Consider the following 16369-nt stretch of genomic DNA (forward strand, 5'->3'; position numbering starts at 1 on the left):
GCACGCCGGAACCGAGCATCTTGCCGCGCTTCAGCGTAACGTCGCCATATTTCGAGCGGACGGGCAGGTTATGTACGAAGCGGTGCTCGCCGCCCTCGGCTACGGTTTCCATTTCCAGGTCCACCGTGAGCCCGGACACTTCCTGGAAACGGACGTCTTGCGGGAACTGCGGAAGGATCTCGAAGAGAACGAGAAAATGAAAACCGACCTGCGGGGTGTCAAAGGCAGACATATGCTATTCGTTTTGGATCACCAGACCTTCATGCGCCAGTTCGATCGATTCGATGGCTACTTCGTTGCCGTCCGACTTGAGGTCGGAACTTTGCACCTTGATGGGCCAGGCATTTTTGACCTTCCACACCACCACGGGCTCGTGGTTTTCGTTGAGCAGGCTGATGGTTACGTTGCGGCGCTCGATGGTATTGAGCGCTACGGTGTTCCACCAGTCGTAGAACTGGTTGTCGCCCTTGAAGGTGCCGCGCTTCATGGTGATGTTGCTGTATTTGACCATGCCCGGCATTTTGGTCTTCACATATTCCGGGCTTGCACCATCGCGGTATTCGATCGGGTCGATCTGTACATCAAGGCCGGACACTTCGGTGAACCCGATGTTTGCACCACCCCATTCAACCTGGAAGTGGAATTTGGGAAGCGGATAATTCGCCATAACTCATTTTTTTATTGAATGGATGATTGAATCAGGATTCCTGCATTTTGTGGCTGAAGCGCAGCACGATGAATTCGGCAGGACGAACGGCGGCCATGCCAATCTCCACGATCAGGCGGCCTTCGAGAATGTCTTGCGCGGTCATCGTTTCGCCGAGGCCCACTTTTACGTAAAACGCCTGTTTGGTGGTAGCTCCTGCCAGCGCGCCCTGCCGCCATTGCAGCGTCAGGAAGTTTTCGAGCATGGCGCGGATGCGCACCCAGGTATTGGCGTCGTTGTTTTCGAACACGAAAGGCTCGGAAGCTTTCTTCGTCGATTCCTCCACGAAAGTGAAGAAGCGGCGGACGTTCACGTAACGCCATTCGTTGTCGTTGCCCGACAGCGTGCGCGCGCCCCAGACGAGGATGCCCTTGCCGGTAAATGCCCTGATGGCATTAATGCTTTTCCCGTTTTCGTCGACGTTGAGGCCGCTTTGCTCCTGGTCGTTCAGTTTAACGGCGGGCGCCACCACGCTGCGGAGGCTCATATTGGCGGGGGCTTTCCACACGCCGCGGGTGCGGTCGGTGGAGGCGTAAACGCCGGCCACGGCGCCCGATGGCGGAAGGAGGCTCATTTCAAATTTCACCCGGTCCACCACGCCTTTGAAGAAAGGATGTTTGGAAAAGAGGAGCGTTTCCGCATTGTCGGTCCGGTTGATGGCGTCCTGTAATACGGTCATGAACGCGTCCGCTACTTTCTCGAATGCCTTGTGCAGCGTGATGGCATTGGCCACGTTCTGCACGGTGGCGAGCGGTGTAGCACCTGTGTAGGGATTTAATTCCGGCTGGATGGTGGTAACGTTCGCCCCGGCGATCCAGTCGGTGGTGCTGATATCGGCGTAATCCGCGTGTACCATGGCTTCGGTACGCACCGGCGCGGGAAAGGCGCCCAGCACGGCGGCGTTCTTTTCAAATCCCACCAGGCTGATCAGCTGCTGGCGCAGATCGTTATTGGCTTTGAGTTTATTCAGCGCCTGGATCATATCGGGCGTATTGCCGGCATCCATTTCCACACGCCGGGCGGCCAGGGCCACGCTGCGCACGAAGTTGATCAGGGGTACGAAGGCCGTGCGGGCGTTGGCCACGGTAGTAGCCGTGTTCACGGCCAGCCGGAGCGTTTCCAGGTGTGCGCTGATGGGGTTGTAGTTGCTGCGGTTGAGCACCGGCGCGGCGATCTTCGAGAACACGCGCGCTTCTTCCGCCAGCCGGTCGCGCAGGCCGGTGACCATGGCGCCCAGGTCGGGAATGATGTTATTGATGGTAGCCGGCGGAATGGCGGCATTGGCATTGTCGATGAAAGCCAGCTGCGAAAAGTGCAGCGTTTTCGGATACGAAGATTGCAGCCAGGGATAATATGCCGCGGCATATTTCAGCTCCTGGTTGCCGACGCCGTTGCGGAAGTTCAGGATGGGATTCTCCGCATGGTTCAACGCAAGCTGTCCGCCGGGCACATCGAGCACCGCGAAGCGGTCCTGCAGCTTGGCGCACTGCTGGATGGCGGCCTGGTTGAAGTTGCCGGCGTTGACGAAGTCGGGCGTTCCGTCGCCTTCCTTCAGCGCGCCCGTATCAGGAGCGCAGATGATGGTGGGCTCATCTTCCCCGGAAACGGCCGCCAGCCCGCCCAGGAGCCCTGTGGTAGCGTTGCCGAGCGTCACATCGGTGGTGTAGTTGCCTACGGACACGATGTAGCAGGGGCCGCCGCCGTTATCGAAGAAATGTTGCAAGGCATCAAACAGGAAAAACTTCCGGCCGTTCACCGGCGTCACTTCCGTGATGTTGTTCTGCGCATCGAGCTTCACGGTAACGGTTGCGGGCGTGTAGGCGCCGCCGTATAGCGACGTGAACTCCAGCATGGACGTGATGCGGACGGGCCGGTTGATGAGCGTCTTCCCTTCCGGGTCCGCTATTCGGGCGGTGTGGCCGATAAACGCGGGAATGGCGGTGGCCACCGGCGCTACGGAAGGCGGTATCAGCGAAAGCTCTTCGACGAATACGCCTGGGGTTTTATAATCCATATCCGTTCAAGATTAACAGATGAAAAGTTTATGATTCCTGCATTTTGTGGCTGTATCGGAGCACGATGAATTCTGCCGGCCGCACTACTGCCATCCCGATCTCCACGATCATGCGGCCTTCGAGGATGTCTTGCGCGGTCATCGTTTGACCGAGGCCTACTTTCACATAAAAGGCGTGTTCAGGCTTGGCGCCTGCCAGCGCGCCGGCTCGCCATTGGAGGATGAGGAAATTCTCGATCATGGCGCGCACTTTCACCCAGGTATTGGCGTCGTTCGGCTCGAACACGAATGGCTCGGAAGCTTTTTTGGTCGATTCTTCCACCATGTTGAAAAACCGGCGGACGCTCACGTAACGCCATTCGTTATCGTTGCCTGCCAGCGTTCTGGCGCCCCAAACGAGGATGCCCTTGCCGCTGAAGGAGCGGATGGCGTTGACGCTCTTTCCGGAAGTGTGGACGTTGAGGTTTTCCTGCGAATCGTCACTGATGGCCACGAGGGGCCTGCGCACGAAGCGGAGGCTTGTATTGGCGGGGGCTTTCCACACACCGCGCGTAGCGTCTACCGTGCAATACACACCCGCGATGGTGCTGCTGGGCGGCATCACGATGGGCATGGCGGCAATGGAAGCTTTGATCTGGTGATAGAGTTTATTGGCGACGTGATACAGCGAATTGGCCTCCTGTGCCGGCGTGGGATTTTGCAGCCGGAGCACCATCGCAGCAGGTACCGGGTTGCCATTCAGCGTACCGGTGATGGCAAGGGTTTCTTCGTTGTAATTCAGCGTCAGCGAGGTTTCCAGGTGCGGATAATAGGCGGCGCCGTATTGAAGATTTGCGTTGCCAATGAGGAACCGGAAGCCGTTGGCGCCATCGTCGATCACGTTGGTGTTGGCGGGATTGGTGTAATCGAGGTGACCGTTGAACACATCCATGATCACGAAGCGGTCTTTCAGATCGGCGGCTTGCGCGAGGGCCAGGCCGTACAGGTTGTAACAATCGCCCTGCGGCAGTATCTGCGCATCGGGGAACACGAGCAGCGTGGGCTCGTCTTCCTTGGCGATGGCGGCGAGGCCGGCGGTGTAATTGGCAATGGTAGCCGCGGGAGGCGTAGCGCTATCCGGCCCGATGGACACGATGTAGCAGGGGCCGCCGCCGTTGGAGAAGTACATCTGCATGGCATAGTACATCCGGAAGAGCGCGGCGGGCGCGGCAGGTCCTGCACTCACCGTATGCACACCGTTGACGGTGGCCACGGCGGCCGTGAAAGTTTCGAGCCTGGCGCCGAAGATCGCTTCATACTCCACGAGCGAGGAGATGCGCACGGGTTTGTTCAGCAGCGAATTGCCGTTGAGCGTGGTGAGCCGGGTGTAGCCGATGAAGGCCGGGATGGCCGTTTCCACCTGCGCCACAGACGGCGGGAACTTGGGTACCTCGTCGATGTAAACGCCGGGTGTTTTAAGATTTGCTAAGTTTAACATGATCGGTCAGTTTAATCAGGTTCTTTGAAAATTAATGCTGTATTCCCGTGGCTGTGGGGCCAGGTGCCAGGCTTCCTTGAATATGTCGATCACACCGCAGACGTCGGCCGTGGCGGCGGATTGGTCGAATATGACTTTTTCCTGCAGCGGTGTTCCGCCTTCGAGCCGCACAACATACGCGCCTCTCGGATGCGGCCGGAGATCCAGGCCGGTGCGGTCTTGCAGGGGTGTGACGGTTTCGTTGAGCGTGAAACTGACGGGTGCTCCCGCCGCTATTTTCCCCGCGCGGATCTGGTTGTAGGCGCCGGGAGTTACGGCGTGCGACAGGAGGTAACCGCTGAGTGCCCCGTTCTCGGTGTTCCCTGCATTCGCTGCGGCGGTGAGTGCTACCACGTTGCCGGCCAGGTTGGCATCGATCACGCCGGCGGGTGTGAGGTTACTGGCGTAAAAGATGCGGCGCCCCAGTTGCTGGGAACCCTGCTCGAAAAAGTCGGGCAAGGCGGCGCGGGCTTTGTCGATCATCAACCAGAAAGAAAACTGCACCGGTTGCGTGAGCGCCGTGGCGGGCGCCCAGGCAATGCCGTTGAAATGCTGCCTGCAAAATGCGGTGAGCCCGCCGGGAGAAGAACGGACGAGCAGCCCGAAACTGGCCGCCGTAGCGGAGCTGAGCGGAGACAGGACAAGGCGGACGCCCTCGCCGGGGTCGGCATTGTTGATACGGATACGTATCCTGAATTCCGGGGTATAACGCCAAACCAGTTTTTCCATGGCTGTATCAATGGGGTTGTTCAATTATGGGGTTTATGATGGGCGCGGTTACTGCTGCGTGCCCAGGACCTGCGTTTGCAGGTTGATTTCAGTAATGATGCCGGAACCTGATTGCGGTGCATCCTGGATCACGGCCATGCGCATTTTATAAATGACGGACGGGATGTACTTCCCTCCCATCACGCTCCACAACTGATTGAGCTCTTCGAAACGCGTCGAATACAAATCGAAAATTACACGGTTGAGTTGGAGCGTACCGAGCACCGGCGTGTCTGCCGGCGTAAAAACGAACTGCCGCTGAAAAAAAGCGATTACCTGCGAAATGCGTTGCAGGGCAGTGCTGTAGGTGTTCTTATTCGCGCTGATAAGCAGGAACACATTGAGATGGATCTCCGGCTGGCGCTCCACTACTTCCGGGATACCGTTAGTATACACGGTACGCCGGTACGGCAGGTTACGCAACGTTTCCTCCTGCTGAATATTAACGACGGAGATAACCACCTTGTCGCCAAGATTCTGCATGACTGTTTCCTGATTGGTATCGGCGAATGAAATATTGCCAAGAATAACTTCAGGATCCAGGGAACCGATATATGTGTTCAACTTACTTACGATCGCGCTCAAAACCTGATCGATCATCGATGAAGGATTTGGGGTTTGCGCTATACAATTACTGGAAACCGGGGTTTAACTTCTCTTCACTAAGTGCTGCAATAAATTTTGGGATTGAGCTACTATTCCAAGGTTTTTCTACTTGTGTAATATTAGGCATTAATATCCATTCAGCGAAAAAATTAAGATAACCGGCGGGTTTGGGATGATATCTGGTGGGATGTATTATTCCGCCGCGCCTTCCACGATGATCACGATCTCGCCTTTCACGCCTTTGGCCTGGAAATGGTCGCGCACTTCCACGAGGGTGCCGCGCCTGTTCTCTTCGAACATCTTGGTGAGCTCGCGGGAAACGCAGCATTGGCGGGTTTCACCGAAATACTGCATGAAATCTTCCAGCGATTTAACGAGGCGGTGGGGAGATTCGTAAAAGACCATCGTGCGGGTCTCGGTGGAAAGCTGCGTCAGCAAAGTGTGACGGCCTTTTTTGGGAGGGAGGAAGCCTTCGAAAGCGAAGCGGTTCATGGGAATGCCGCTGTTGACGAGGGCGGGAACGAATGCCGTGGCGCCGGGGAGGCATTCCACTTCGATTCCTTCGCGGACGCATTCGCGCACCAGCAGAAACCCCGGATCACTGACGCCGGGCGTGCCGGCGTCGGTCAGCAGCGCCATGGAACGGCCTTCGCGCAGCTGCTGTACCAGGTGCTGTAACACCTTATGCTCATTATGCTGATGATAAGGTGTTACAGGCTTGCTGATACCGTAATGCCTGAGGAGCACCCCGGAAGTCCGGGTATCCTCCGCGAGCACCAGTTCTACCGTTTCCAGCACTTTGACGGCCCGGTACGTAATGTCGCCCAGGTTGCCGATCGGTGAAGGAATGAGGTAGAGTCTGGACAATGCTTATTGGATGTTTACTTCGTAAAATTCCATTACCTGGTTGGCCAGCAGTTTCTGGCAGGCGTTTTCGGCAATCTGTTGCGCCTCTTCTTTGGAAGCCGCTTCGATCTGGAGCGTAATGTGCTTGCCTACCCGTACGTCGTGTACATTTCCCAGGCCCAGGTTCTTCAATCCGCCCAGCACAGCCTTGCCTTGGGGGTCCAGCAGTTCTTTCAACGGCATCACGTTGATATGCGCAGTAAATGTCATTTGTTCGAAAAATTTAGACGCAAAACTAGCAATTAGTTATGAATTTCCCCGGAAGGAATTCTGCAATCAGCCATGCTGGCTTTTCGGCGGCACGATCAGCGACAATATAACATACGCCGCAAACACAAACGGGACCGCCGCGTAACCCAGCACAGGGATGCTCGCCAGCGTCAGCGCCACCAGCAGAAAACGGGGCCAGTTATCCTTCACCGTGAGGTTTTTGAATTTCAGGCTGATCATCGGGTGCGAGCTCACCATCAGGTAACACAATGCCGCGATAATGCCGTACAGCACCCAGATATTTTCCAGCCATGCCGCGAGCCCGAACGGATTATACAGCATGATCATCGGGAACGAAGCCACCAGGAACCCTACCGCCGGCGTTGGCACGCCGATGAAGTGCTCGGCCTGCCGCGTGTCGAGGTTGAACACCGCCAGGCGGTACGCCGCGAAGCAGGGCACCAGCAGGGCGGGCGCCAGGTTGAACACGGAAACATCATATACATCGGGCATCTGCATGTAAGCGCTTTGCAGCAGGCGGAACAGCATCATGCCCGGCACTACGCCGAAAGACACCACGTCGGCCAGGGAATCCAGTTCTTTCCCCAAAGGCCCGGATACCTTCAGCAACCGCGCGGCAAAACCGTCGAAGAAGTCGATAATGCCTGCCAGCACCACCAGCCCGCTGGCCCAATACACCGGCGCGGGGTTGATAATGGTGTATTCCGCGCCGTTGAATTCGGCGATATATTCCGGCGCATGGAGAATGAAAATGAGCGCCAGCGCGCCGCAGAACAGGTTGGATAGCGTCAGGATGTTGGGAATGTGTTTCATGATACCGTTGTTGGCGCAGCGCGCCGTGATCGGGAAGGTTTTCGGGCAAGTGCCCGGTTTCCCGGCGGAAAAATATTAAAAATCGTAGAATATAACGGAAATGAGTGGTTGGCATTGTAAACAGGCCGTCGCGGCCCATCTTCCAAATGATACTTCCATGACATTATAGGCATGAAAAAGCCCGGTCCTGGCGGACCGGGCTCCCTGGCACGAGGGTGCCGTTATTTTTTCATCAGGGCTTCTATTTCGTCGGCCGTGATGGGGATGTTTTTCATGAGATCCACATTGCCGGAGGATTTCACCCAGATGTTATTCTCGATGCGGATACCCATTTTCTCTTCCTCGATGTAGATGCCCGGTTCCACCGTCAGCACCGACCCGTCCGGGATCGGCTGATGGAAGGAAGGCCCGAGGTCGTGCACGTCTACGCCCAGGTGGTGGGAGATGCCGTGGTAGAGATATTTGCGGTATGCGGGGGATTCCGGGTCTTCGTTTTTGATATCGGACTCGGTCAGCAGGCCCAGTTTCACGAACTGTTTGCCGGCTTCCACGCCTACCTGTGCATGATAATCTGCAATGGTGATGCCCGGCTTCAGGAGGCCTTTGGCGAAGTTGTGCAGGTGCAGGCATGCGTCGTACACCTCGCGCTGGCGCTTGGTGAATTTGCCATTCACGGGCACGGTGCGGGTGAGGTCGGCGTTGTATCCGCCATAGGCAGCACCGAAATCCATCAGGATCAGCTCTCCGTCTTTACATTCCTGGTTGTTGGATACGTAATGCAGGGTGCGGGCACGGTCGCCGGAGGCGATGATGGAGCCGTAACCTTCTCCAGTGGCGCGGTTGCGGAGGAATTCGTGCCAGATTTCGGCGTGGATCTCATATTCGAACACGCCGGGTTTGATGAATGTCAGGAGGCGGCGGAATGTTTTTTCGGTGATATCCATCGCCACCTGCATTACGGCGATTTCCTCTTCGGTTTTCACCGGGCGGAGCTCTTTCAGGAGCGGTGCGGAGCGCAGGAAGTTATGAAGGGGGTACCGGGTGCGGAGCTCCTGTGCGTAGCGGTAGTCGCGCACGGGCACGTAGTTGCTCTTCTCGCGCACCATCTCGGCCGCCATGAAGCGCTCGCTGCGGTCGGTCAGCTCCTCGGCGTCGTGGATCCAGGGCTGTAGGAGGCTTTCGAGGGAATCGAGCCAGACGATGGTTTTGATACCGGAGATGGCGGTGGCTTCTTCGCGGCGGAGGCGATGGCCGTCCCACTTCTCCTTCAGTTCGTTCGGGCGAACGAGCACCAGAACCTCGCGGTACTTGGGATCTGGGTTGTCGGGGAAGAGCACGAGCATGGTGTCTTCCTGGTCGATGCCCGTCAGCCAGTACAGGTCGGCGTTCTGCTTGAAAGGATGCAGGGCGTCCCCGTTTGTGGGAAGCCCATCGTTCGAGTTGAAAATGGCAATGGAGCCGGGCTGCATTTTTGCCGTAAATCGGTTGCGGTTCTTGATGAAGATCTGTTGATCCAGTGGCAAATATTTCATTTGATATCTTTTTCTGCTTTCTTGCTTTGGAGGTCAAACTTACCGGAAAATCAGAAACCCGCCAAAAGCGGGCATTCCGACCGGTTGGATATTCCCCCGGACTGGTAGATTATTCACCATAAATATATTATGCGGGTTAATTGCTTTTCGGACAAATTGAAATCGGTGGAATTGAATATTTTCTAATCAATAACCCTTAAAAGTAGATTTTCAAACAATTTTAAGCGTCATAACACCCATCAAATTAAACGTTATCAAAAAATCCCTAGTTTTGCCTTTACACCAAAACAATCTTTCTTTATGCAAATCAGCAGTGTAAGGGATACACTCAAGGAATTGCGGGAATTGGGCATAGAGAACGTCGCCGATGTACATTACCAACTTTCCCCGGAGGAGCTGACCACACAGACGTTGCAGCGCAACGAAGGCTGTCTGAACAGCACCGGGGCGTTAGTCGTTAGCACGGGCGAGTTCACAGGCCGTTCCCCGAAGGACAAGTTCATCGTGAAAGACGATCTGACTGCCGACACCGTCAACTGGAACGACTTTAACCAGCCATTTTCTGCTGACAACTTTGAGAAACTGTACCGCAAGATCACCCGCTATTTCGCTGGCAAGCCCGTATGGGTGCGCGATTGCATGGCCTGCGCCGACCCGGCGTACCGCATGAATATCCGCGTCATCACGGAATCGCCGTGGAGCAATCTTTTTGCATATAACATGTTCCTGCGCCCTTCGGAAGAAGAACTGGAGCAGCTGGAACCCGACTGGACGGTGATCCAGGCGCCGGGGCTCCATGCCGATCCGGCTACCGACGGCACGCGGCAGCATAACTTCTCCGTGATCAGCTTCAGCCGTAAAATGATCCTCATTGGGGGCTCCGCCTATACCGGGGAGATCAAAAAAGGCGTGTTCACCATCCTGAACTACCTGTTGCCCCATGCCCGCAAGGTACTGAGCATGCACTGCTCGGCCAACCAGGGCACGTCGGGCGATACGGCTGTATTCTTCGGATTGAGCGGCACGGGTAAAACCACCCTCAGCGCTGATCCGGAGCGCAAGCTCATCGGCGACGACGAGCATGGCTGGACGGAAGACGGCGTCTTCAACTTCGAGGGCGGCTGTTATGCCAAGACCATCGACCTGAGCGCGGAAAAAGAACCTGCGATTTTCAACGCCATCCGGGAAGGAGCCCTGCTGGAGAACGTTTCTTTCTTCCCCGGCTCTAACGAGGTGAATTATGCGGACGGGCACATCACGGAAAATACCCGTGTAAGCTACCCGCTGCCTTACATCGCCAACGCGAAGGAACCCGCAATGGGCGGCATTCCCAAGAATATTTTCTTCCTTACCTGCGACGCTTACGGCGTATTGCCTCCTATTTCGAGGCTGTCGCCCGGGCAGGCCATGTACCAGTTCATTTCCGGTTACACGGCGAAAGTGGCAGGCACGGAAACGGGCATTACGGAACCGAAATCCACTTTCAGCGCATGTTTCGGCGCGCCCTTCCTCCCCCTGCACCCTGCCCGTTACGCGCAGATGCTGGGAGAGAATTTGCGCAGGCACGACGTGAATGTATGGATGATCAACACCGGCTGGACCGGCGGGCCTTTCGGCACCGGCAACCGGATCAAATTATCCTACACCCGCGCCATGATCTCCGCCGCCCTGAACGGGGTGCTGGATAAGGCTGCGTACAAATCTTACGGCCAGTTCAATCTCGCCATTCCCGAATCCGTTCCCAGCGTGCCGGACGAGATCCTGGAACCGCGCAACACCTGGGCCGACAAGGATGCGTACGATGCCATGTCCGCCGATCTCGCCGCTCAATTTGTGAAAAACTTTGAAAAATACGCCGCGAAGGCGGATCCTGAGATCCTCGACGCCGCGCCCTCTCTCTGACCCACCGTTTTGCCTTTATAATTAGATTCCTACGTTCATTTATCAATTTGGTTTACGGGGCTGCCTTACCAGGCGGCCCCTTTCGTTTGTCCACCATTTTCAGTACCTTTGCGCATGCAAATTTTAGACGGCAAACTTACTTCACAGGCCATCAAAGACCAGCTGGCCGAGCAAACGACCGCTTTGAAAGCCCTCGGCAAAAAAGCGCCCCACCTGGCGGCTATCCTCGTCGGCTACGACGGCGCCAGCGAAACATATGTTGCGTCCAAGGTGAAATCCTGCGCGGAAATCGGGTACAACTCTACCCTGCTGCGCTTCGAAGACACCATCTCCGAGAAACATCTCCTCGATCATATCATCATGCTGAATGAGAACCCCGATATCGACGGTATCCTGGTTCAGCTGCCGCTGCCCAAGCACATCAATGAAGAACTGGTGATCAACACCATCGATCCCAGCAAGGATGTGGACGGCTTCCACCCGATGAACGTGGGTAAAATGGTGAGCGGCCTGCCTGCTTTCCTCCCGGCTACGCCTTACGGCATTATGCTGATGCTGGAGCACTATAAGATCGACACCAAGGGTAAACATGCCGTAGTGATCGGCCGTAGCCACATCGTGGGTACGCCGGTGAGCATCCTGCTCAGCCGCAACAGCAATCCCGGCAACTGCACCGTTACTTTGTGCCATTCCCACACCCAAAACCTCCGCGAGATTTGCTTGCAGGCAGATATCGTGGTGGCGGCAGTTGGCCGTCCGCATTTCGTGACGGGCGACATGGTGAAGGAAGGCGCCGTGGTGGTGGACGTAGGTATCCACCGCATCCCGGACGAAACCAAGAAAAGCGGTTTCCGGCTGGTGGGCGACGTGAATTATGCAGAAGTAGCGCCCAAGGCCAGCTTCATTACGCCGGTACCCGGTGGTGTTGGCCCCATGACCATCGCGGCCCTGCTGAAAAATACCTACCAGGCCGCTATCGGGCAGAAAGGAAATCAGAATTAACCGGTTTCCCGGCAACCCGGATTATATAGCCGTACTATTAATTGATAATCATACTTATAACTCCGGCCGCAAGCATATGCGGCCGGAGTTATACTTAGAAGATGGTAAGCCCTGGCAACGGGGCCTGTCACCGCGTACTGCCGCGACAATGCAGATTGACGTACCTTTGCACTATGACAACAGCGACGCTCCATAGCACCACCGTATTACCCGTTATGGAATCTTTCTATACGATTCAGGGAGAAGGATTTCACCAGGGGAAGGCGGCCTATTTCATCCGTTTGGGCGGATGTGATGTGGGATGCGTGTGGTGCGATGTGAAGGAGAGCTGGGATGCGGACAAGCATCCGCAGCGGCCGGTAGACGAGCTGGTGGCGGAAGCGGCGGCGCACCCGGGAAGGATTGCTGTCATCACCGGCGGAGAACCGCTGATGCATGATCTCGCGGCGTTGACCGGTGCGTTGCAGGCCGAGGGGTTCCGTACACATATGGAGACTTCCGGTTCTTCGCCCCTGAGCGGCAGCTGGGACTGGATCACGCTTTCGCCCAAGAAGTTCAAAGCCCCGCTGGCTGAAAGCTGCGCGGCAGCCCATGAACTGAAAATCGTCATTTACAATAAATCTGACTTCGCCTGGGCCGAGCAATATGCAGCGAAAGTCGGGCCTTCCTGCAAGCTGTACCTCCAGCCGGAATGGAGCCGCGCCAAGGAGATGACGCCGCTCATTATCGAGTATGTGAAAGCGAACCCGCAATGGCAGATCTCCCTGCAAATCCACAAATACCTGAATGTGCCCTGATAGCCGGGAAGGCCATGCACCTGCAATATTTCGGAATAGAATAGCTTTTAGCAGTTAACCGCTCGAATCTAATATCCTCCCCGGATCCCTCCGAATAAAGGTAGCCTGCCAACCCTGCCTTAAAAACCTATCAGCCTTTCCCAGTTACTTTCAGCCCCCGATCGCCATGGAGATATAAACTAGTACTTTATTCCTGCTCTCCTTCAGCCATACCTCCCCTGCACCCGGATCCCTCCGGATAAAGTAGCCATGCACATGCTTATCTATCCCCCTTCAAACCCGATCCGCTTCCCCTGTTACTTTCAGCCTTCGGATCACAACGGAGATATAAACAAGTATTTTATCCCTGCTCTTCTTCCGCCATAGCCCCCCGCACCCGGGTTCCTCCGGACGATAAGCCCCACCCATCCCTCACACCTTCAGCCCATACCTCCCCCGCACCCCGAAATCCCTCCGGACGAAAGCCCCCTATCACCCCTCCCGAACCCTCAGCGATCTGCAGCGCCGATCCGACTTTTCTATGCCACACATGGTACCGCACCCCGTTTCACGGATGACGCCCGCACGCCGGACGGGCCACACAGATATCATATATAAATTTTCAATTCATCATAAACATTCGATTTTTTCGTTATTTAGTGGCGACTATGAAGAAAATCCTGTTCTGCTGCTGCCTCATCAGCATGCAAGCCATCGCCCAGCAATCGGATAAGGCCACGCGCAAAGCCATGGAATTACTCGAATCCTCCATGACAGCCATGCGGTCTTACCAATACCCGGAAGCCATCCGCTTCCTGCAGGAAGCCGTGCGCGTGAAACCCGGATTCCCCGACGCATACGGACAAATGGGCCTCACCTACCTCGCCATGAAGCAATACACCGACGCAGAACAGGCCTTCCGCAAACTAGGGGAACTCGATTCCACCGGCCTGAAATCCGTTGCCCCTTCATATGCCCGCGCCATGGCTGGAAACGGGAAATTCACCGAAGCCCTGCAGCTCCTCAACCAATATGTGCGCACCGCCAAAAACATTTCCCCGCGTACCAGCCAGCTGAAGAAAGACATGGAATTCGCCGTTACCACGAAACCAGTCCCCTTTCAACCGCAAAACCTCGGCGCATCCATCAACACCCCCGATCCCGAATACTTCCCCTCACCTACCATCGATGGAAAAACCCTCGTTTTCACCCGGCGCGTTGGCGGCAGGAACGAAGACTTCTTCATCGCAGGGCGCGACAGCCTGCAATGGACCGCCGCTCAGGATATGGGCGAACCCGTAAACACCGCCTTCAACGAAGGCGCGCAGAACATCTCGCAGGACGGCGAGATGCTCGTGTATACCGGCTGCGACTTCCCGACGGGCCGCGGCTCCTGTGATATTTACTTTTCCATGCGGTCGGCCGGCGGCGGATGGACACAGCCGAAAAACATCGGCCCGGCCATCAACACCGAAGCCTGGGAATCCCAGCCCTGCCTTTCTCCTGATAAACAAACGATCTACTTCGTCCGCGCCACACCCGATGCCGGTTCCGATATCTTTTTCAGCACCCGCAACGCACAGGGGCAATGGACGCTGGCCGAACGCCTCGGCACACATATCAACACCAAAGGCAGGGAAACCACGCCTTACCTCCACGCAGACGGCCAGACGCTCTTCTTCGCCTCCGACGGGCATCCCGGATTCGGGGGGCTCGATCTGTTCTATTGCCGCAAACAAGCCGACGGCTCCTGGGGCACGCCCATCAACCTCGGCTACCCCATCAATACGATCGAAGAAGATGGCAGCCTGACCGTTGCCGCCAACGGCGTCACGGCGTATTTCGCCTCCGACCGGACCGACTCCCGCGGCGCACTCGATATCTACAGCTTCGAACTGTACCCCGAAGCACGCCCCTTGCCAACGCTTTACATCCGGGGTTACGTTTTCGATGCCAAAACCCAGGAGCGGTTGCCTGCCGCACTCGACCTGATCGATCTTTCGACCCGGCAAACCGTGGCCACCATCCGCAGCAACAACAATGGCGGCTACCTCGTGCCACTGCCCACCGGCAAGGATTACGCATTCAACGTCAACCGGAAGGGATACCTGTTTTACTCCGACAACTTCTCGCTAACTTCCAGTCAGGACGGGCAGCCGTTCGAGAAAAATATTCCGCTGACGCCGATCGAAGCCAACGCTACGCTCGTGCTCAGGAATATCTTCTTCCCTTCCAACCAGTTTGTGCTGGAGCCTGCTTCTGCCACGGAGCTGGATAAACTCGTCGACTTCCTCAAGGAGAACGCATCCCTGCAGGTGGAAATCAGCGGGCATACCGACAATGTTGGCAGCGATGCCGCCAACCTGCAGCTTTCCCAGAACCGCGCCGCATCCGTAGTCAGCTATCTCACCGCACATGGCATTGCCGCCACCAGGGTGAAAGCGAAAGGTTATGGCGAAACCAAACCGCTGGACAGCAACGACACCGATTCCGGCCGCGCGCAAAACAGGAGGACCGAATTAAAAATCATCAGCTTACAGTAACCCACCATGCAAACACTTTTCCCACTGGCGCAAGCCGACATACTCATCCCCATGCTGGACCGCCTGGCATCTGACACACAACCGCGGTGGGGCGCCATGAATGCCCAGCAAATGATCGAACACCTCGACACCATCCTGCAATACTCCATCAGCGACCAACCGATCGCCATCCTAACGCCGGAAGCACAACTGCCGCATGTTGTACAATGGCTGCGGACAGACAAACCGCTCCCCCGCGGATTCAATAACCCGCTTATCCCTGTGGGGCCACATCGGCATCCCGATCTTACCGCGGCGAATCAACACCTGTTGGTTTCGCTGAAGAGATTCTTCCAACATTATACAGCATCCCCTTCCCACACGTCCACCCATATCGTTTTCGGGCCGCTGGGATATGAAGACTGGCAACGGTTTCACCAGAAACACTTCCAGCATCACTTCACGCAATTCGGATTATTGGACGAATAAGTTTCGAAACCCGGCGACGGCATTCTTCAATTACCTCGCAGCTGGCTTTTTTTCACGACGCTCTATATGAATGCATGTTTCCCGTGCGGTATTGTTCTCGCAGCGGCCTGCACATTCTCTCCATAGCTAAACGTATGCGTACAACCTGTCAGCAAAACCGCAGGCAACATCCCGAACGTGCATCATTCTACCCGAATAGCGCTGCGCAAAGCACTATCTGGCCGGGCGCCTTGCGGCACCAGCGCACCGAGCCAGTCGCCATACATGGCATTCGGGATTAGGATGTAACGCCGCCCCAGCTCCTGCCGCACTTCGGCTACTTTGGCATTCCGCGCATCTGCCGGCTGTTTATAAAAAATATCGGAGAAATCGTTCAGGTTATCCCCTACCAACATGGCGATCTCATATTTCTTCGCCACTTCCTGCCGGCGGGGCTCTTTGTCGGAATTGCCGGAAGACAGGAGCAGGTGCTCATTATCCGCCCCGGGAAAGCCCGCGCGCTGCAGGTTCCGCAGCGTAGCCGCACGCTCGCTTTCCAGCCGGTTGGTGATATAGTAAATCGTAAACCCGCTCTGCGCAGCAAAAC

Annotated in this window: 16 protein-coding genes; 5 read left to right on the forward strand and 11 right to left on the reverse strand. The window is 56.2% G+C overall.

Translation table 11 applies throughout. The annotated features are described in order from the left end of the window. From Q0510_RS12780 to Q0510_RS12825, 10 genes are all read right to left on the reverse strand, one after another. On the reverse strand, positions 1-232 hold a 232-nt coding region (locus Q0510_RS12780; protein ID WP_298712194.1), incomplete at its 3' end, for a phage tail protein. A gap of 3 nt (positions 233-235) precedes the next feature. Further along, a complete protein-coding gene (locus Q0510_RS12785) occupies positions 236-667 on the reverse strand; it encodes a phage tail protein (protein WP_126247623.1) in 432 nt (143 codons plus the stop codon). Positions 668-698: 31 nt separating this feature from the next. After that, the gene (locus Q0510_RS12790; protein ID WP_298712200.1) at positions 699-2720 is read right to left on the reverse strand and encodes a phage tail sheath C-terminal domain-containing protein; all 2022 of its coding nucleotides are present in this window, start codon (positions 2718-2720) and stop codon (positions 699-701) included. Between the two features lie 28 nt (positions 2721-2748). Further along, complete coding sequence (locus tag Q0510_RS12795; protein ID WP_298712202.1) at positions 2749-4197, reverse strand: phage tail sheath C-terminal domain-containing protein; 1449 nt, start codon at positions 4195-4197, stop codon at positions 2749-2751. Between the two features lie 15 nt (positions 4198-4212). Then, the gene (locus Q0510_RS12800; protein ID WP_298712204.1) at positions 4213-4965 is read right to left on the reverse strand and encodes a hypothetical protein; all 753 of its coding nucleotides are present in this window, start codon (positions 4963-4965) and stop codon (positions 4213-4215) included. Between the two features lie 48 nt (positions 4966-5013). Continuing rightward, positions 5014-5604, reverse strand: a complete 591-nt coding sequence (locus Q0510_RS12805; RefSeq protein ID WP_298712206.1) for a DUF4255 domain-containing protein — start codon at positions 5602-5604, stop codon at positions 5014-5016. 198 nt (positions 5605-5802) lie between these two features. Further along, positions 5803-6477, reverse strand: a complete 675-nt coding sequence (gene rsmI, locus Q0510_RS12810; protein ID WP_298712208.1) for a 16S rRNA (cytidine(1402)-2'-O)-methyltransferase — start codon at positions 6475-6477, stop codon at positions 5803-5805. 3 nt (positions 6478-6480) lie between these two features. Continuing rightward, positions 6481-6726 carry a phosphoribosylformylglycinamidine synthase subunit PurS gene (gene purS / locus Q0510_RS12815; RefSeq protein WP_298712211.1) on the reverse strand — a complete coding sequence of 82 codons (246 nt, stop codon included), beginning with the start codon at positions 6724-6726 and terminating at the stop codon, positions 6481-6483. 66 nt (positions 6727-6792) lie between these two features. Then, positions 6793-7560, reverse strand: coding sequence for a CDP-alcohol phosphatidyltransferase family protein (locus Q0510_RS12820; protein ID WP_298712213.1), 768 nt, complete (start codon positions 7558-7560; stop codon positions 6793-6795). A 221-nt stretch (positions 7561-7781) separates the two neighbouring features. Further along, entirely contained in the window at positions 7782-9092 is a 1311-nt protein-coding gene (locus Q0510_RS12825) for an aminopeptidase P N-terminal domain-containing protein (RefSeq protein ID WP_298712216.1), read from the reverse strand. A 300-nt stretch (positions 9093-9392) separates the two neighbouring features. Between Q0510_RS12825 and pckA the strand changes: the two genes are divergently transcribed. The 5 genes from pckA (at position 9393) to Q0510_RS12850 (ending at position 15783) form a co-directional block, all read left to right on the forward strand. Further along, the gene (pckA, locus tag Q0510_RS12830) at positions 9393-10994 is read left to right on the forward strand and encodes a phosphoenolpyruvate carboxykinase (ATP) (RefSeq protein WP_298712219.1); all 1602 of its coding nucleotides are present in this window, start codon (positions 9393-9395) and stop codon (positions 10992-10994) included. A gap of 114 nt (positions 10995-11108) precedes the next feature. After that, positions 11109-11996, forward strand: a complete 888-nt coding sequence (locus Q0510_RS12835; RefSeq protein WP_298712222.1) for a tetrahydrofolate dehydrogenase/cyclohydrolase catalytic domain-containing protein — start codon at positions 11109-11111, stop codon at positions 11994-11996. A gap of 173 nt (positions 11997-12169) precedes the next feature. Then, complete coding sequence (locus Q0510_RS12840; RefSeq protein ID WP_298712225.1) at positions 12170-12793, forward strand: 7-carboxy-7-deazaguanine synthase QueE; 624 nt, start codon at positions 12170-12172, stop codon at positions 12791-12793. A 647-nt stretch (positions 12794-13440) separates the two neighbouring features. Continuing rightward, positions 13441-15315 carry an OmpA family protein gene (locus Q0510_RS12845; protein ID WP_298712228.1) on the forward strand — a complete coding sequence of 625 codons (1875 nt, stop codon included), beginning with the start codon at positions 13441-13443 and terminating at the stop codon, positions 15313-15315. Between the two features lie 6 nt (positions 15316-15321). Continuing rightward, positions 15322-15783 (forward strand): DUF1569 domain-containing protein, encoded by a 462-nt coding sequence (locus Q0510_RS12850; RefSeq protein ID WP_298712231.1) that lies wholly within the window; start codon positions 15322-15324, stop codon positions 15781-15783. Positions 15784-15965: 182 nt separating this feature from the next. On the opposite strand, the gene Q0510_RS12855 is transcribed toward Q0510_RS12850, so the two are convergent. Then, positions 15966-16369: HAD family acid phosphatase (locus tag Q0510_RS12855; protein WP_298712234.1), on the reverse strand; the 404-nt coding region annotated here is incomplete at its 5' end.

Origin of the sequence: uncultured Chitinophaga sp., assembly GCF_937874145.1 — a bacterium.
Classification (GTDB): Bacteria; Bacteroidota; Bacteroidia; order Chitinophagales; family Chitinophagaceae; genus Chitinophaga.